Raw genomic sequence first — 18,192 nt, forward strand, 5'->3', positions numbered from 1 at the left:
CCTATAGCTCCCTGCACAATATGATGCCGCAATGGTGCGTCACGCCCGTCAATCTCAAGTCTTGATAGCGACCTGTCGGCAGGACCAAATTACATTTGGGACACGATTTCTGGGCTTTATCCAAGATGCGAAAGCGGGATCGCGCCTCGCTGTTTGCGAACGCCGCAGCCAACTGCTGCCAATACGGACTATTCTGGAGCGTGGGGAGCGACGGCAGAGGTTCGCCGTTCTCCGCCGCGTCAAGATATGCCCGCACTTCCTCGCCCGGTGTACGGGCAGCGCGGATTTTCCCCATGAATTGCTCGGCATCCCACGATGACGACAGAATCTCCACGAACCCCGGAATGGCCTGATCGTCTGGCGTAAATTTCATCGGATCAATCTTGACGCGCAGCAGGAATGTCCGCGCCCGTTCAGCGGCGCGATCCAGCCCGTCGCTTGCGCGAAGGAGAACGCCCGCTGTTGCAACAGGCGCATCCATTGGCAGGTCACTATGTGCAAACGCGCCAAGGATGCGAGCCAGCCAGCCATAGACGACCGAAGGCGCGGGGCGGATGCGATCTGCGAGATAGTGCGCGAGGGCGAACGCCGAAGCAGCGTGGATACCTCCATGTCTTTCGGCAAGCATTTCTTCCAGAAGATCGTCAAGCGCATTCATGGCGCGGTGCTTGGCATTGTCTTCCCGCTGAAGGCGCTTCAGCCGTTCATCTTCACCCTCGGCATCTTCCTCATCCTCGGCCTGATCGTCCTCGCCTGTTCCTGATTTCCACGGCCCGCGAGGTTTGGTGAACGCGGATCGCACCAGCCATAATGCCCGCTGCCATGCAGGCTCGGTTGCACCCGACGAAGCGGGACCAGATGCATGAAATTCGCCGGCGGCGCGCAATTCCTCTATCGAGACCCAAATCGGTTCGCGCTCGGCTTTTCCGCCCCCCTGTCCGCCACGGGGAATGGCGGATACGATGCGAGCGGGATCTTCCTTGAACCATGTCAGGATAGCGGCGACATCTTCAGGGGTTTCCGTGCCTGACAGCATAGCAAGAAGGCGGGGTGCCATCGCGCCCGCCTTCTGGATAATCTTGGCTGCCGCAGCGATGGACACAAAACCCTCGGCAACATGATCCTTCTGCTCGATGCGCAGCACCATCCTGCCGCCACCCCAGCTTTGCATTTCCAAGTCGGGAGCTGCCGCCTCGAACCGTCCGACGCTGTCGATGTCGATTTTGCCAAGGTCGATATATCCGGCGGTTGTGGCAACTCTTAAGTTTGCTGCGCCATGCAAGCGCGGGACGATAACCTCGCCGACAACGCGATCACCCTCAAGTATGGCGCGAAGAATGCCTTTCCTGCTCTCCGCATCGTCTGCGTCTTCTGTCTCTGCCAAGGGATAAGCGGCAGGTTTGGTCGCGGCCTTTGCTTTCCAGCCCACCGTGACGTTGCGCTGGATGCGGACGAGCGAGGCTTCGACATTCCCGATAAAAAGTGCCGCATTGGTGGCATTTGCGCTCCCTGATACGAGCAGCCGCCCGCGCTTGCACAGAATCTCGATGCATTTGGCATGGAGCGCCCGAGTGCCGTCATCGAACGGCGTATCGACGCACACGGCACGGGCGGAAAGCGCCTCAGGCCAGTTCGTGCCCATTGTCCCCCTGACCGCGCCCTTGGGTTCGGGATGGACGTGCAATCGTACATCCTCGCAATCCAGCAATTTGGACAGGCGAGAAACGGCGCTGCCTGTCTTGTCGAAATAGGGAGAAACGATGGTGATGCGGGTCGCACCGCCAAGATCATCGGCAAATTGCGCCAATCGCTCGGCAATTGAGCCGCCTACGCTGTGAAGCAGGCGATAGCTGCCATCTCGCGGTGCGCCTCGGGCCGATAAGCGAAGCTGGGCCGCGATAGGCTCAAACTGATCGGTAACCCCGGTGCGGATCGTGTCCGCGATCGCGAGAGAGTCGAACAGGTCGGCGGCATCATCGAACGCATTGGCGGCGAAGCTGGAATGGAGATGATCGACCGTCTCAAGGTTCATGCCCCAGCCGCCAAAGGTCAGATTGCCCGAGCCGATAAGCATATGGGTGTCACCCTCGCCAAAAAGCAGGGTCAGCTTGGGATGGAATACGCCTGTCGTGCTGGCAACAGGCTCAAGCTCATAATCGCGACCCGCACGACGTGCGCCTTGTTCGCTTAAGGCCGCCCGTATTCCTTCAGGATCAGCTAGAATGAGGGCGTTCCGCCCACCGCCACGGACCAGCCGATCAAGGACCACGGCTTCGAAGAAGGAGAGACTGAGGGCATAGGTGGTGAAAACGGCGCGCTGCCACGGCGCGGCACTTATGAGATCAAGCGGCTGCATTCCCCGTATTGCGCTCCCCCTTGCGCCGCGCCCTTAGGCGCAAAAATCATGGCCCTGCCAATACTTCGTGGAACCGAAGAATTGATTTGCGACCAGAACATTACCGCACATTCATGCGGCGGTCGCAATCCGTCCGCACGAAGCAACCAGCTCCACCCCAAGAAAAGCGCGGGCTTTTCGGCTATTTATTGGCTAGCTCAACATCCGTTCCGCCCGTCGCGACTATCGCCGCATGTTCGATCATCCGCCGTGTGGCCTTGTCGGCAAGGTTTGGGGAGATGCCCGCGCCATTGATGGCCAGAGCCACGCCATCGGTGACGATATCCACCGCGATCTGCGCACCTTCCGCCAAGGCATCTTTGAGAAGGTGGTGGATTCGATAGCTTGTTTTCTGGCCCGGTGGTCCTGCTCGGTAATTCCCGAAACGGCGGCGCAAGCTCTGGGATTCCCCGACATAGAAGCGCGACCGCCCATCAAGCACGATGCGGATGCGATATAGCCCAGCACCCAAGGTTACAGCGGGAAACAGGAGACCTCCCTCCATATCCAGCGTAATCTCGCCCAGCACCTTCCACTCGAAGGAAAGCATGACGTTGTTGCTGGCGGCGACAGGCGCGGTCTTAAGAGGCGGACTGGATGGTGGGGGCGCTGTCAGAGCGCGAGGCTTTGGGTTCGCGTTGATCGTGCGAGGTGAAGGCGAGCGCGCAAATCGAACGGTTCCTGCCTTTCGATTCAGACCAACTGTTTCCCAGCCGCGGCTCAGCCAGACACCATTATGTCGCCCTGCCACGGGAGAATTGCTCCACCACGCATCGTAAACGCTCGCGCTTTCAGGCAGGCGAACCCGTAAAATCTCTTCGATCTGCTGAAAACTCAGACCGATCTCATTATCGGTCTGGGCATCCAGATAGTCCCCCAATGCCGCATATTTTTTGCTCATGATTGCCATTGATGCACGAATCCAAGGATGTCGCAACGTGGATCGGCAGGCTTGGCAGCGGGGACAGAGAGCCATTGTGCGGGATATCCCATCCAAGGGCTTGGATTTGCAGTGGGAGACGATACAAGGCATCTTGCGGCGGTTTGTCGAAGGGCTTTTCGAAGCGGAGGGGGCTACATGACGAAAGCATTCAAAAAGGGCATCACGTTTCTGGGAAGTAATCTGCGATAAGGCTTTCAAAAAATTAATCTTTGTGGTTTTCTTATCGCAGTATTATGCAAGACTTGCGCTTTATTGATCTGTTCGCCGGTCTCGGCGGTTTTCATCAGGCTCTCGCATCGCGGGGGGCTGAATGTGTTTTTGCGTCCGAACTGAATGTAAATCTCGCAGACCTCTACGAGAAGAATTTCGGCGTTCGGCCCGAGGGCGACATCAAGAAGGTCGATCTGAACTCCATCGCCGACCATGACGTTTTATGCGCCGGATTCCCCTGTCAGCCGTTTTCTAAAGCAGGCGACCAGAAAGGGCTGGAATGTCCGCAATGGGGAAACCTATTCGATTACGTTGTCGAGATTCTGCGGCTAAAGCGCCCACGGTTCTTTATCATCGAGAATGTGCCGAATCTGATCCGCCACAAGGGCGGTACGACGTGGTCGCTCATTTGCGACCGTTTGAAAGAACTCGGCTACGATATCTCGTTTGAGCGCCTATCGCCGCACATGTTCGGCATTCCCCAGAAGCGGGAGCGCGCCTTCATCGTTGGCGACCTTGATGGCTTGGGGGGGTTCAAATGGCCCAAACCAGACCAACTTCCCGACGTTTGCATCACGAGCGTTCTGGACAGCCAGCCAAATGACGCCTTGGCGCTTAGCGAAAATCACCTGCTTTATCTGCGGACATGGCAGGAATTTATCGATGCCTTCCCGAAGGATGTGGAACTGCCGTCGTTCCCGATCTGGGCGATGGAGTTTGGCGCAACATACCCGCTCTATGGCGACACGCCGCACAAACGCGGCTATTCGGGCCTGAACCGCTATAAGGGCGCATTCGGGCAGGAGTTGAAAGGGCTGACGCCGGAGCAGGTGAAGGCTGCATTGCCCCCGTACGCACACACGTCACTGGGCGAATTCCCTGACTGGAAGATCGATTTCATCCAGAAAAATCGTCAATTCTACAAAGAGCATAAAGATTTGATCGACCCGTGGATGGGTAAGATCAAAGGCTTCGCGCCAAGTTTCCAAAAACTTGAGTGGAACTGCAAGGGCAGCGAGCGGGATATCTGGAAACATATCGTCCAGTTTCGCGCCAGTGGCATCCGCGTCAAAAAGCGCGACACTGCTCCCTCACTGATCGCGATGACGACCAGCCAGGTGCCGATAATCGCTTGGGAAAAGCGCTACATGACCCCGAGAGAGTGCAGCAGACTGCAAAGCATGGGGAAACTTCCCAATCTGCCCGACACCAAGGGCGGCGCGTATAAGGCTTTCGGGAACGCCGTGAATGTCGATGTCGTTACGGCGATTTTCGACGCGCTGGTGGGTCGCGATGATGAGATGGAAACCGAGCCACTTCTAGACGCGGCGGAATGATGGTGCAGGTCAGTTCAGTCAATATTCGCCCCGGCGTGAACGTCCTCTCGGTGCTGCCGCACCTGAACTACAAGGCATGGTTCGCGCTAGCCGAGTTTGTGGACAACGCCATTCAGAGCAGTATCGACCACAAAAAGGAATTGCGCGCTGTTGCGGGCAAGGATTTTCGCCTGAAAGTCGATATCGACTTTGATCCAGCCGAAAGCAAAATCACCATTCGGGATAATGCTGCCGGAATCGCATCGTCTGATTATCAGCGGGCTTTTCGGCCTGCCGAAATTCCCCCCGATGCCTCCGGCCTTTCAGAGTTCGGCATGGGCATGAAAAGCGCCGCCTGCTGGTTTGCGCCGAATTGGAGTGTGCGCTCAAGTGCTCTTGGAGAGCGAACGGAACGCACAGTCTTTTTCAATATCGATAAGATCGTGATGGACAGCATTGAGGAACTCAATGTGGTTTCCATCGATGTCGCCGAAGACCGCCACTATACCGAAATTCGGTTGGAGAATATCCGCAAATTTCCTCACGGGAAAACGATTGCCAAGATCAAGGAGCATCTAGCCAGCATCTATCGGGGCTATATCCGAGACGGTTCGTTGGAACTGTGTGTGGATGGTATCCAACTCACATACGAAGAACCAGCCATTCTCGTTGCTGCGAATTACCGCGATCCCGATGGCCCTCCCGTCGAATGGAAAAAGGAAATCGATATCGACTTGGGTGATGGAAAGTCAGCCACAGGTTTCGTCGCTATTCGTGAGGTCGCCAACACACGACTCGCAGGCCTCGCACTTTTTCGGCGCAAACGGCTCATCATGGGCAGCGCCGATGAAACATATCGCCCCGAAGACATTTTCGGGCGTTCCAATACATATCCCTACCAGCGCATTTTCGGGGAAATTCACCTGAAGGGGTTTCATGTCAGCCACACGAAGGATGGCGTGAAATGGGAAGAGAGCGAAGACGAATTCCTTCGTAAGCTTCGCAAGGTTCTTTCGGACGAGGCGCTTCCGCTGATCCAGCAAGCCCGTGAGTATCGCACTCGGTCGGGAGCAAAGGCGGCGCGAAAGGATGCAGCTCAAGCATTGCAGAATACGGCGGACGGTTTCCGTCAAACGACGCCCCCTGCAAATGACATTGGGTTGGAATTGGGCGTCATTGCGGACACCGCGCCTACGGCGGTGGCTGCCAATGATGCTGAACCACAGGATATCAGCGAGGCGGATCGTGAAGAGGCAGAACTGCGTCTTCAGTTTCGCAGCGAACCTTGGATCGTAAAAATCGAACTCTCCTATGTGGGCGACCCTGCCGACTGGCTGACCATCCGAAATCGCCCGTCGATCACTGATCCTGAACCACGCGAAATTCTTGTCCGTGTCGCGATGTTGCACCCCTTCATGGCGCAGTTTCAAACTCTCGATTCCGAGGGTTTTTCAGCTATCTTGAAAGTGGCAGCGGCGATGGCTCTGGCGGAAGTGGCAGCTTCTGAATTGGGCGATCATCACCCCTCAGCCGTGCGCCGCTTCACCAACGAAATCCTCAAGACGCATTTTTCGAAGCGGGTGATCGATGACTAGCGGCACAATCAAGATCGCGTCTCCAAATCAGTCAGAGGGCTGGAACCCCGTGCAGGGGGAAGCCTTCACCAGTCTGCTCAACTCGAACGATGCACTCTCGCAGGACGAGAAGGAATTGCTTCGGCAGGAAACGACCAAGATTCTTTCTGACTGTATCGACCCTGCTGAGCAGGAAAATACCAATACCGGCCTTGTCATTGGTTACGTGCAGAGCGGCAAGACTCTCTCTTTCACAGGGCTGACCGCGCTCGCACGGGACAATAAATTCCGGCTGGTGATTTTACTGGCGGGAACCACGAATAATCTGGTCGAACAGTCATATGATCGCATTCGAAGCGATCTGGAGATCGATACCAACCGCCAGTGGAAGCTTTTTTCGACCCAGCAAAAAGGATTTCAGACCGGCGAATTGGAGCGCGTTCAAAGCGAGTTGACCAAATGGCAGCGCGGCAACCCACGCGCCCGCACCGTGCTGATCGTGTGCATGAAGCAGCACCATCATCTCGATAATTTGGCAAAGCTCATGTCCAAGCTCGACCTCAAGGGCGTTCCGACACTGATCGTTGATGACGAAGGCGATCAGGCGGGCATCAACACGAAGGCTAAAAAGAACGAGCAAAGCACGACATATGCGCGAATTCTCGCACTGCGCGACCGCTTTCCCGAACACAGTTATATCCTTTACACGGCAACGCCGCAGGCTCCGCTGCTCATCAGCCGCATCGATACGCTTTCGCCGGATTTCGGCATGGTGCTCACCCCCGGCGAACAATATGTCGGCGGGCAGGATTTCTTCAGTCCTGCGGGACAGGAAACATACATTGAGACGATCCTCGCGTCCGAAGTTCCTGATCCGCTTAATCCGCCCGTAAAACCTCCGAAAAGCTTGCTCTCGGCAATGCGGGAGTTTTTTGTCGGGGTCGCGATTGGTTTGCTCGAAGGGCAGGATCGGAAGGGCAAAAACCGCTCCATGATGATCCATCCGGCTGTCCCGAAAAGTGACCACCTCATGTTCATGCGGTGGGTCAAGCAGACCAAGGAGGATTGGCGCACGATTCTCGATGATGAGGACCATCCACGCCGCGATGAGGTGCTGCAAGAATTTCGGGTAAGCGCACTCGGTCTATTGAAGACCTATTCCTGCGAATTTACGTTCGATGAGATCGCAGAATGTCTCTTGGAAGCAATCGAATCCACGGCGATTCAGGAACTGAATACGCGAGAAAAATCGCGTATCCCGAGCATTGATTGGAAAGGCGAATATAGCTGGATTCTCATAGGCGGCATTGGCCTTGATCGTGGTTTCACGGTCGAAGGTCTGACAGTGAGTTATATGCCGCGTTCAACGGGTGTGGGGAACGCGGATAATATCCAGCAGCGCGCACGCTTTTTTGGATATAAGCGCGGTTATCTGGGACTATGCCGCATCTATCTGACGACCGAGAATATCGATGCCTTCACCGATTATGTCAGGCATGAGGAGTCGATCCGCTCGTCGATCAGGCGGCATCTCGAAGAAGGCAAGACGCTCAAGGATTGGCGGCGAACCTATTTCCTCGACCAGAAGCTCCAACCAACCCGCTCGTCTGTCGTCCTGCTGGAGATGTATCAATCCAAGGGCAAAGGTGGCTGGATCGCGCCAGCTCACCCGCACGATGACAGCGAAATTTTAGCGGAAAATCGGGAAACGGCGAACGCGATCCTTCGCGACCTTGATCTCTACGAATATGCCGAGCCGGGCTGGAACGAAAAGCAGGCGGTTCCTGCCTTTAGCGATTCCATCCGTTTGGCTGATTTCCTGCCGCACTTCGGGCGGCTGCGATACAAATGGCCTGACGACAATATGGAGCATTCTTCGTTGATGCTCATGCTGGATCGGCTTGTTGCTGAAGAACCCGATGCAACCTGTAGTTTTTATGCGTTCTCGGGGCCTTGGTCTGGGGTCGATGCTATTCGCTCACTTAATGATGAGCAGCCAGCAAAAATCAAAAATCTCTTTCAGGGCTCGAACGCCCGCACAAATTATCCCGGTGCGCGGGCGCTGATTTCACAGAGCGACGTGACGTTCCAGCTTCACCGCTACAATTTGCAAACAAGTAATGGAAAGCGGACGCTCCGCGATGTGCCGGTGTTTGCTGTCCATTTCCCGGATAAGCTGATCGAGCGGGTCTGGATCGAGCGGTAGTCGATGCTGTTCGAGGCCTACACCGAACTCATCCGAAAATTTCCATCAGGCTGCGCCAGCCTCTACGGCGAAGAGTTGCAGGGGAAGTCAGGCGTCTGGCTCGCGGTCGATGAGCGATCATTCCCATCCTTGTTATTTTCTTGCCTGCCGTCCGATACGCGAAACGATATCGAATTACGGTTCGTAGGCGTGCAATTTGCGCGTGAATGCGAGATTGGCGTTGACGGTGGTGGTCATGCGAACGGGACGTTTAGCATTGTCCGATTGGAAGAAAACGATCCCGACCTCGTTCGGGTCTTTCTTCGGCTACTGGAGGAAACCTTCTGCGGCGACGCACTGACCCCGCTCACGAATCGCGAAATCAGTGAGCGCATTCTCGAACTGGCGAACCTGTTCAGCCAACTCGAACACTCAGCAAAAGACCTTCTCGGGTTATGGGGCGAATTGCTGATTATTTCACGAGTTGCCGCTCCTGCGGTGGCAGCCCAGCGCTGGTGTCTGGATCGAAACGCGAAATATGATTTCGTGTGTGATGGCTTCGCGCTGGAAGTCAAAACGACGCTTAAGTCGTCGCGGGTGCACAGGTTCGCTCTGGCTCAACTGCGCCCCAATGAGGAACTGGCAATTTATGTTGCGTCCATTCAGGCGATACAGGCGCATGGGGGCACGACGGTTTCCGAGTTGATGGACCGTATTCTGGAGATGATTACGGATGCCGAACTCAGGCGATCTTTCCTCGCCCTTTGTTTGCTGAAAGGCGGAGAGGATATCTACAAGAGCGGATTGAGACTGCAACTGCTCTCGGCTGAGGGCGGGGTCGCGTACTTCGCGGCAAGCAATATTCCGGTTCCCTTCGTGGATGCGATATCGCCTATTTCCAACGTCAAGTTCGATGTGTGCCTTGACGATTTACAGCGCGAGGATGGCGAAATACCCATCGATAGGTAGTTGACGCATCTTTGCTATCCACGTGGCAACGTGGCGGCATCCAATCGGCGGACGGTTGGTCGCGGGTATCCAGAGGGGCGGCGACATGCCCCTTGGTCGGCTCCACGGGCGAAACCGTGGCGCACATCCAATCCGCGTAGGGTTGGCCCCTCGGGAGAGGCTGGGTTCAAAGGGGGCAGGCACGCCCCTTGTCGATGGGGGAAGGCATACGCTCGTATGCATGTCGGGGAGCGCCGAAGGCTCCCCGATGGCGCGTGAATGGCACTGATCCTGTCTGACCCGTTGTCAGGCTGGATGAGTTACGTGCAAGCGCCATATAGCCGGAGGGGATGCAACGGGGGACGCGCAGCGGGTTCCCCTTGCCAAGATGAGCGTTTGGCAAAACCGGAGCCGCAGGCGGAGGATTTTGTAATACAAACGCACATCTTGCGGAACGTGCTAACGCATAAAACTGCCCCAAAACCAGCCCTGGGAGGCCCAGCCCTCGCCACACGCCTATATACCGAAACGCGCCATATCGAAACGTATCGACACGGAATTGCCATATCGGTCCCCCCATACGCTGTAACCGCATTTTGACGCGATGCGGCAAATATCCGCCGCTCTTCCCCCCAACTCCCCTGCAAATAACCCGCAAAGCCCTCCCCAGAAGGAGGGCGCTATGCCGAAGACCAATGAACTGACAGCCGCGATGGTCGGGAAAATCCTGATCCTCAACATCCTGTTCCATGTGCTCTCGGGCATCTTCACGGGGGTCTGGATTTCAGACCTCGTTGCTCCGACGGGCGAGATGACCTTGCTGACATGGCTGGAGACCATCATGTCGGCGGTCGCGATTGCGGCGGGCCTTTCATACGGCTCCTACATCGCCCTCACCCATATCCCTACGCTGCCGCGAGCAAAGCGTAATCAGGTGATGGCGATTTTCGTCGCGGCCTATCTCGCGGTCGCGGTCATGCTCGGGATCGCTTCATCTTCCGTTCTCGCCTCGGCCTCGGGCGAAGTCGCGCACATGGAAGCGACCCTGACGGCCCAAGCGCAAGCAACGCAGGCGCGCCAGCGTGCCGCTGCGTCGCTTATCAACCGTTCGTCGGTGATGAATGATTGCGAAAGTTCGGCTGGCAATATGAGCGTCCAAGAGATCGGCACGGGCGTCTATAGCGGTGAAGGCGGCAACGTGGGCCAAGTGGCGACGGCGCTCACCAATATTAGCGAAGGCTGCGCCAATGCGCGGGCTGCGATATTTGCCAGCCGTGCAAAGCTGGAACGGCTCTTCTTCAGGATCGACCGTCTGCTGATCGATACGCGGCGCGTGATCGACAGCGATATGGAGCGCCACGAGAAGATGGTCGCTGTGCGCAAGAACGGCGAGAACTTCACGCGGCTGATGCGGGAAGTGAACGACGCGCTCCCCGTCGAAGCCATGCAGGCGGTTGCGGACGCGATGCGCAAGGACTGGCTCGCGGCGGGACTGCCGCCGTCCGCTGCCGCTGCGATCACGCATAACTTCGACGGCATGGCGGAGGAATTGACCGAAGGTCTGGATGATATTGCGGCCCTGAAGGAAGAGCCGATCCCGACCATGCCTGTCGTGTCGAACATGGCCTATCTCGCGCTCTATCCCGAAGCGACCATCGCGGCGATTGCGATTGGTGCGTGTATCGAGCTGATCCCGCTTGGCGGAATCCTGCTCGGGTTCGTGATGGTCACGCACAGAGGTTCGGGCGGCGGAGGCAGTCAGCCGATGCCGCCTGCCGCTCCAAGCCCGCCACGGCGGGTTGGGCGACCACGAAAAACCTGAACGGAGTGGATCAACGGTGATGCGGGGCGCTGGGGACAGCGCCCCGCACTTTTGTCACCAGCAGCTCGTATAGAAAACGTCCAGTTCGTCGGCGATGGCTTTGCGTGCCTTTTCGATGAAGGCGAGGTCATCTTCGGCCTCGCTGCCGTCGGATTTTCCGAAGAAAAAGCCTTGGGTGATCGGCAGTGCGTTGCGTCTGATCGCAAGTTCCAGTTCATCAAGATCGCTGGACGTGAGGGCCACGGGGACGCGGTTGAAGTTTTCGCTGCTGCCGCCCTTGGCGTAGTAGAGTTCTTCCATCCAGCCATGCAGGTCCGGGTGCTTGCGCCAATAATGGAGCCGGGCTTCGGCGGGAAAGATGTCGATGTCGAAATCAACATCGCGCTCAAAGAGGTTCGCTGGTGCGGTGTAGGCATACATATCAAGTCCCATAATGGTCTCCTTTTCATTGCACCGCCCGACCATTCGGGCGGCTGATGGAGACCTGCGGCCCACGCCGTTCTTCGTGCGGGCAACGCCCCAACACGGGGCACGCCAGTGCTGTGGTGCGGACCGGGGCTTGCCCGCCTGAGCGAAGCGGACGGGGGCAAAGGGTGACGTGAATTCAGCCGCCAGTGTCGGGGGCAGTGAAGAAGGACGATCCATTCGGAGCATGGGAGTCTCGGCATGCCGCCAAGGCGAAAAGAACCACAGATTGCGGCAGGCTCGAAAACAAACTATGAAAGCGAAATGTGTTTTTAGGGTGAGCGAGCATGGCGGCGAAATCCAAGGATTCCCGACAGGATACAAAAACGAAACGCTCCAGTTCTGATGAAGCGTCAGCCGATGTTGGCGCTGGTCGTCGGATGACGAAAGAAGAGATGAAGAGGTTCACGGCGGATTGGAAGGAACCCGCTCAGAGGCGCTGGCTCAAGGAACGGATGGAAGAAGTCCGCAGTGCAATCGACAAACGCAAAGAAGAGCAGAGCAAGCGAGACCCAGAATTTTCAAGAATATATAGAAATCTCGCGGTAAAAGTATTAAACTATGAAGCCGTGAATAATTATGAAAGACGATTTATTGAACTTATGAAATCGGTTGCGCAAGAGGCAAGTGAAACCTCTAGCCTTAGCGACGATTTACCTCAAGTTATTGAAAGTCTTTTGAAGTCTCATTTCAATAGGCATCATCAGTTAAATCCTCCTCCTGTGCCAGAGCGGAAATACATCCCCAGACAGGATGAAATTATTCCGTTTCTCTATGATGCATGGGGCGATTGGATCGCAAGCGGACACCTCACCAAGCAGGCGCTTAGGCAGCATGACAAGCGAGCTTATACGGCCTTGCAAAACTGGTTGCGGCATAATGAATTGCCGTCAGAGATTGCTGTTCGCAACAACTGGGAAGTGAACGACGAGTTCGCCCAGCGCGAATGGTTTCACCGCGATGAAATTGTTCGTGCCACGGGAGCCTTGTATCGCCGCGCCCCCGAAGAATAAACGCACTTCGTCAATGAAGCGTGTTGACGGTACGTTTCGAATCACGCATAACCTCTTTCTGAGAGGTGGCCATCCCTCGCTCAGACGCTTCAACGGGTGAAGCGTCTCGCAATCCCGCTTTTCGCGGGTGATACGGGAGTGAAGCGATGGCTATGCGTGATGGACGCGCCCTTCGGCGCGGAGTGTTGACCGCTGATCGGCGGGTTTATCCGGCACAGAACGACAATGACCTTCCGGCTTGCCGGAACATCCCCTCCTGCGCCCATTGGGTGTGGAAGTATTGGTCACGTTGCGTGGCCTGCCCTTGGCAAAGGGAGGGACGAACGTGACCGACTGGCTGTCTCCAGAAACGCTCCACGCGCTCGCCGCGAACGATAACGACCTTGAGGGGATCGTCCGCCTTCCTCCACCCCAAAGGCTGCTGACCAAGGCAGCCATATATCGACTGGCAATAACTTATCGTGCGCTGCTGCCATGCAGCCGTCGTGGCTTTGCCGATCTGCTCTCCGATATTGTCTGGGAATTCGAGGGCATTGTCCTCGATGCTAGTGGTCGCAGGATCGACCAGCTTGAAATCTGCGTCGATACGATCTTGCGGACCGACGAAGACCCGAGCAACTCATGGCTTGGCGGGTTTCTGAGATTTGCGGTGTATCAGCCCAAGCAAGCCCCGCAAAAGCGCACGCTGCCGCGTCTGGAACTGCTCTATCTGGCGCTGGCGATCCGTCACCCCACGGTCGCTGCGCGGGTCATCGCATGAATGATGGGTGGCGTGGGGTTTCCCCCACGCTGCCAGCCTAAATCCGGCTCCTGTCTGGTGAGAACCACCAGACAGGAGCTTTTGCCATGAGCAATCCCCAATATTCCATCGATTATGGGGGCGAAGCGCCCCAGCAAGGCGGGGTGGCGACGCTCCCGCCGCAAGCGGCAGGCCAGCCGTTCCAGATTGTCATGCCGCCACAGAAGAAGCGGATTTCCGCTGGTGCTGGCATGTTCTTCGGCATCATCCTGTGCGGCGCTGCGCTTTATGGTGCGGAGATGTTCGCACCGCCCGATTATCGCCCCTCGACCATCACTGGCTCATATGGCGGGCGCTACGCGGCGGAAATCAAGGCGCATGATCTGGAAACGCAGGCTGCGTTTCTCGATTGGGCCGAAGAGGTCAAGGTGAGCGTTGCGCAGCAGCAAGAGCAATATCGTGCAGCGGCCCAAGGCATCCTCACCAATTATCAGGCCGCCTATGATCGCACCCGAATTTATGCGCAGACCACTGCGCAGCTCCAGCAGGACTATGTGCATCAGCGCACCGAAATCGCCCGCCAGCAGCAGGGCACTGATGCGCTGGTCATCAATCTGGCGCGCCTGTGGGGGCGGGTCGCCAATGTGATCGAACCCGGCGGCGGTGATGACGCGCTCGCCTATGCCGACCAAGTGGGCGGTCAGCTTCAACAGGAACTGACCTCAGCGGTCCAGAATGGCGTCACCGTCTCGGTCGAGGGCTGGGATACGGGATTGCCGCCGCCAAGCGCGGTTCAGGCCGATATCGACAGGATGGCACCGATCAGCTTTCCCGACCTTCCCGAGATCAGCCGCGATGCGCAAAGCGAGGGAGGCGAATAATCCCATGCGGATCGAACAGATGGCAGCGTTCCTCCCGCGTCTCTTTTCCATGACGCGGGAGATGGATCGGGCGCAGCGCGAAGAGGAAGCCCGCGAGCGGGCCGCGTGGCAGCAATATCTGATGACTATTGCCGCGCCCAGCGGGCAGCTCGGCGATGGGCGTCTTGCCAGCCTCGATGATCTGAAAGCCGCCGGTCTCCTTGAGACCAGCGGCTTGTTTCTGGGTGCGCAGCAAGGGCGAATGCTGTTTTTCAGTGGCGACGGTCATCTCCTGACCTATGCCCGCACAGGGTCGGGCAAAGGGCGAGATCTGGTTCTACCCAATCTCGCCCATGTCCGTGATCGCAGCCTGATCGTCGTGGACGTGAAGGATGGCGAAAACTGCTTTGCATCCCGCGAGCATCGCGGGGACGGGCTTGGCTCCCCTTGCATCTACCTCAATCCGTTCAACCTTCTGGGCCTCCCCAATACCCGCATCAATCCGCTTCAAGTGCTGATCGATATTGTCCGTGACGGGGGCGAGATCGACACGCAGGCCGACGAGATTGCCCAGACCATCCGCCCCATGAACCCGCGTGAAGGGGATGGCTGGGTCGGTAAAGGCTCAATACGGCTTATCTCGATCCGCGCCGAATATGCGGCACATTTCGATCCCGTGAACTGCACGCTCGGCGGTTTGTGGAAATTCGTGAATGCGGGCAATGACGAACTGGAACGCGAGTTTCAGATGATGGCGAGTTGCGGCATTGAGGGGATTGCCCGCAAGGCCGCCGCGATGGCGGCAACCTATGCCGATGCGCCCAAGCAATTCGAGGCCTACAGGTCGGACGCCATCGAAGCCCTTGCGGCCTTCGAAGTCGGGAAGACACTGGACCGTGCCACTTCCGCGCATAATTTTGACTTCGGGCGGCTGAAACATGAGCCATGCACCGTCTATCTCATCACCCCGTCTGACAAGCTCGGGGTTGCGGCATCTTGGGTCAGCCTGATCGTCAATTATGCCATCGAGGCGATAGCCCGCGAGCGGGGCGGCGTGCGAACCTGCTTCTTGCTCGATGAATTCCCCCAGCTTCCGCCTGCGCCCGCGATACTGAAGGCGCTGCGCCTCTATCGCGGCAAGGGCATTCAGCTCTGGTTCTTCGCGCAAGGCCGCTTCTCGATGGAAGGGCGCTGGTCACAGGATGCGGTGAAAGAGATCGAGGATCAGGCCTCGATCCTGAATATGACGGGGATCGAAGACCCGTCGATGATGCGCGATGTCGAACGCTGGTCGGGCAACCGAACAATTGTCACTCGTGGTCAGAACATCGGCGGCGGTGCGGTTGAAAGCGCTGGAATCAATCGCGGCGAAAGCCGCCGTCCTGTTTTGCAGGCCGAAGACATTCGCGGCATCGGCGCGGGACGGCAAATCATCAAGGTTGCGGGCCTGCCGCAACTGGTGGTGTGCGACCGCCTGCCATTCTACGACGTATCCCCATGGAAAGCGCAGATTGGTGATGTGCGCCAGCTTCACCAAGGCGTGTTCTGACCGCCAAACATCAGGAATTCTCAACTTCGATATGGGCGGGCAAGCGGGCTATCCCGCTCATTCACATGAGAATCCACTAATGTTCAATGTTATCAAAAGTTTGCATTTCCTGAACTTACTGCGGTAAACTGAAACCATAGTAGTGAGGATTGCTGCGGTCGGCGCGGGAGAAACATGGCGTTTCCCCCAGAGACAGCCAGCAATCGGCATATCTCAATCCCCGCGTCTTGGTTGAATCAACTGCTGCGTGAAGCGGCAGGAAGGGGACATGCGGGTGTCACTGCTCACACCGGAACAGATGGAACGATACCGCAAGTGCGTTGCGGATATTGATATTCCCGATCACGAGAAAGACGAACTCATCGGGATCGTCGCGCAAATCATGGCGCATTTCGTCGATGCGGCTTTTGGCGAAACGTCCGAGCAATTTATTCTTGATGCTCGGGAAAACAGCCATTTTCAAAACAATCGGGATGATGCTATTCTTGGTTTGTTCCAAAGCGACGAGAGCATTGACCCCGATGACGGGGGCGCGAGCAACAGCCCCAACAGCCCGTGAGGGCAAGGTTAAGACATGACAACGATAAGAGAAAAAGAGGCGGTCATTTATGCCCGCGTATCCACCAAGAAGCAGGAGATTGAGGGCAACGGCCTCAGTTCCCAAGAAACCATCTGCCGTGAATATGCCGACCGCATGGGCTATCATGTGGTCGAGGTCTTTTGTGACGATTATTCAGGCAAATCAGCCAATCGTGCGGGCATCAAGGATTTGCTCGCCTTTCTGAAAAGCCGCAGGAAGCAAACCATCGTCATTGTTGACGATCTCAACCGCCTCGCTCGGTCGCTGCGCACGCACTACGCTATCCGCGATGCCGTGGCGAAGGCAGGCGGCAAACTGGTGTCCCCCAAGCGGGTTTACGCCGATGATCCCGACGACGATATCCTTGAGATCATCGAAGCGGCATTTGCTGGCGAGCATCGTCGTAAAAATGCCGAACAGACCAAGGACCGTATGCGTGCCCGCGTCATGGGTGGCTATTGGGTGTTCCAAGCGCCTTGGGGCTATCGTTATGAACGCCAGTCGGGCGGCGGCAAGGTTCTTGTCCGCAACGAACCGCTGGCCTCCATCGTTCGGGAAGCCCTCGAAGGTTTCGCCTCGGGGCGCTTTGCGTCGCAAGGTGAGGTCAAGCGTTTCCTTGAGGCCAGTCCCCCCTTCCCGACAAACAAACACGGGCTGGTGACGTATGAATGCATCGGTCAGCTCCTGACCCAGCCCCTCTATGCTGGCTATATCGAAGTTCAGCGCTGGGACGTGCCGCTTCGCAAAGCCCAGCACGAAGGCCTGATTTCCCTCGAAGACTTTGGCATCATCCAAGATCGGCTGGCGGGCAAGGTCCGTGCGCCGACCCGCAAGGATATCAACGAGGATTTCCCGCTGCGCGGTGTCATCTGCTGCGCCGATTGCGGTCATCCCATGACCGCCGCATGGTCGAAAGGGCGCAGTGCGACCTATCCCTATTATCTGTGCCGCCAGCGGGGCTGCGAGGGCAACGGCAAATCTATTGCGCGGGACAAGGTTGAGGATGCCCTGCACAACCTTGTGCAATCGCTTAAGCCCGCCCCTTCGCTGTTCCAACTGGCGAACGAGGCCTTTCGGGACTTCTGGCAAAAGCGAGTGGATTCAGGCCGCGAAAAGGTCACGCAAATGCGTCTGGAGATCGGTCGTATCGAGCGGAAGCTGTCACAAGTCGTGGACCGTCTTGTAGAGGCCGACAGCAGCACAATCGTCAAAGCCTATGAAAAGAGGGTCGAAGAACTGGAACGGCAAAAGCTGATTCTGACCGAAAAGATTGCCAAATGCGGCACTCCGGCACGCGACTACCAAACAAGTTTTCAAACCGCTCTCAAATTTTTGGCAAACCCTTGGAATCTTTGGGAAAGTGGGCGACTGGAGGACCGCCGTGCCATGCTCAAACTGGTCTTTGGAGGGAGGATCGTATTCGACCGTTTTGAGGGCTTTCAAACCCCTGAAATATCCTTGCCATTCAAGGCATTAGGCGCAATTTCTGGCCCAAAAAAGGATATGGTGCGCCCGGCAGGATTCGAACCTGCGACCATCCGCTTAGAAGGCGGATGCTCTATCCGACTGAGCTACGGGCGCGTCCCGTCCGCC

At 57.0% G+C, this 18,192-nt stretch carries 13 protein-coding genes, 1 tRNA gene and 1 pseudogene; 11 read left to right on the forward strand and 4 right to left on the reverse strand.

What is annotated here, in order from left to right; genetic code table 11:
* Nucleotide 1 precedes the first annotated feature (1 nt).
* Both CHB74_RS17510 and CHB74_RS21730 read right to left on the reverse strand, forming a co-directional pair.
* Nucleotides 2-2,356, reverse strand: a complete 2,355-nt coding sequence (locus CHB74_RS17510; RefSeq protein WP_144033843.1) for a phospholipase D-like domain-containing protein — start codon at nucleotides 2,354-2,356, stop codon at nucleotides 2-4.
* A 181-nt stretch (nucleotides 2,357-2,537) separates the two neighbouring features.
* On the reverse strand, nucleotides 2,538-3,296 hold the full coding sequence (locus tag CHB74_RS21730; protein WP_218821457.1) for a DUF7662 domain-containing protein: 759 nt from the start codon (nucleotides 3,294-3,296) through the stop codon (nucleotides 2,538-2,540).
* A gap of 275 nt (nucleotides 3,297-3,571) precedes the next feature.
* Here CHB74_RS21730 and CHB74_RS17520 point away from each other — a divergent pair, with 275 nt between their 5' ends.
* The 5 genes from CHB74_RS17520 to CHB74_RS17540 all read left to right on the forward strand — a co-directional run bounded on the left by CHB74_RS17520 (nucleotide 3,572) and on the right by CHB74_RS17540 (nucleotide 11,393).
* On the forward strand, nucleotides 3,572-4,885 hold the full coding sequence (locus CHB74_RS17520; protein ID WP_089220835.1) for a DNA cytosine methyltransferase: 1,314 nt from the start codon (nucleotides 3,572-3,574) through the stop codon (nucleotides 4,883-4,885).
* Complete coding sequence (locus CHB74_RS17525; protein WP_089220836.1) at nucleotides 4,882-6,459, forward strand: ATP-binding protein; 1,578 nt, start codon at nucleotides 4,882-4,884, stop codon at nucleotides 6,457-6,459. Before CHB74_RS17520 ends, CHB74_RS17525 begins: the two co-directional genes overlap by 4 nt.
* Nucleotides 6,452-8,644 carry a Z1 domain-containing protein gene (locus tag CHB74_RS17530; RefSeq protein WP_089220837.1) on the forward strand — a complete coding sequence of 731 codons (2,193 nt, stop codon included), beginning with the start codon at nucleotides 6,452-6,454 and terminating at the stop codon, nucleotides 8,642-8,644. Before CHB74_RS17525 ends, CHB74_RS17530 begins: the two co-directional genes overlap by 8 nt.
* A 3-nt stretch (nucleotides 8,645-8,647) precedes the next feature.
* On the forward strand, nucleotides 8,648-9,592 hold the full coding sequence (locus tag CHB74_RS17535; RefSeq protein ID WP_089220838.1) for a PD-(D/E)XK motif protein: 945 nt from the start codon (nucleotides 8,648-8,650) through the stop codon (nucleotides 9,590-9,592).
* Between the two features lie 661 nt (nucleotides 9,593-10,253).
* Entirely contained in the window at nucleotides 10,254-11,393 is a 1,140-nt protein-coding gene (locus tag CHB74_RS17540; RefSeq protein ID WP_089220839.1) for a hypothetical protein, read from the forward strand.
* Nucleotides 11,394-11,447: 54 nt separating this feature from the next.
* Here CHB74_RS17540 and CHB74_RS17545 read toward each other — a convergent pair whose 3' ends face one another.
* Nucleotides 11,448-11,825: a phosphoglycerate kinase gene (locus tag CHB74_RS17545; protein ID WP_089220850.1), complete on the reverse strand. Its 378-nt coding sequence runs from the start codon at nucleotides 11,823-11,825 to the stop codon at nucleotides 11,448-11,450.
* A 320-nt stretch (nucleotides 11,826-12,145) separates the two neighbouring features.
* Between CHB74_RS17545 and CHB74_RS21735 the strand changes: the two genes are divergently transcribed.
* From CHB74_RS21735 to CHB74_RS22830, 6 genes and pseudogenes are all read left to right on the forward strand, one after another.
* Nucleotides 12,146-12,871 (forward strand): hypothetical protein, encoded by a 726-nt coding sequence (locus tag CHB74_RS21735; RefSeq protein WP_144033845.1) that lies wholly within the window; start codon nucleotides 12,146-12,148, stop codon nucleotides 12,869-12,871.
* 325 nt (nucleotides 12,872-13,196) lie between these two features.
* Complete coding sequence (locus CHB74_RS17550; protein ID WP_144033846.1) at nucleotides 13,197-13,631, forward strand: hypothetical protein; 435 nt, start codon at nucleotides 13,197-13,199, stop codon at nucleotides 13,629-13,631.
* 86 nt (nucleotides 13,632-13,717) lie between these two features.
* A complete protein-coding gene (locus CHB74_RS22095) occupies nucleotides 13,718-14,491 on the forward strand; it encodes a hypothetical protein (RefSeq protein ID WP_179220895.1) in 774 nt (257 codons plus the stop codon).
* A gap of 4 nt (nucleotides 14,492-14,495) precedes the next feature.
* On the forward strand, nucleotides 14,496-16,019 hold the full coding sequence (locus CHB74_RS17555; protein ID WP_179220896.1) for a type IV secretory system conjugative DNA transfer family protein: 1,524 nt from the start codon (nucleotides 14,496-14,498) through the stop codon (nucleotides 16,017-16,019).
* A gap of 247 nt (nucleotides 16,020-16,266) precedes the next feature.
* Entirely contained in the window at nucleotides 16,267-16,578 is a 312-nt protein-coding gene (locus tag CHB74_RS22275) for a hypothetical protein (protein WP_218821458.1), read from the forward strand.
* Between the two features lie 15 nt (nucleotides 16,579-16,593).
* A pseudogene (locus tag CHB74_RS22830) lies at nucleotides 16,594-17,550 on the forward strand (recombinase family protein); the annotation flags it as partial.
* Nucleotides 17,551-18,103: 553 nt separating this feature from the next.
* Here CHB74_RS22830 and CHB74_RS17575 read toward each other — a convergent pair.
* Nucleotides 18,104-18,180 (reverse strand) — tRNA-Arg (locus tag CHB74_RS17575).
* Nucleotides 18,181-18,192 lie beyond the last annotated feature (12 nt).

Origin of the sequence: Edaphosphingomonas laterariae (genome assembly GCF_900188165.1) — a bacterium.
In the GTDB taxonomy this organism is placed as follows: domain Bacteria; phylum Pseudomonadota; class Alphaproteobacteria; order Sphingomonadales; family Sphingomonadaceae; genus Sphingomonas_E; species Sphingomonas_E laterariae.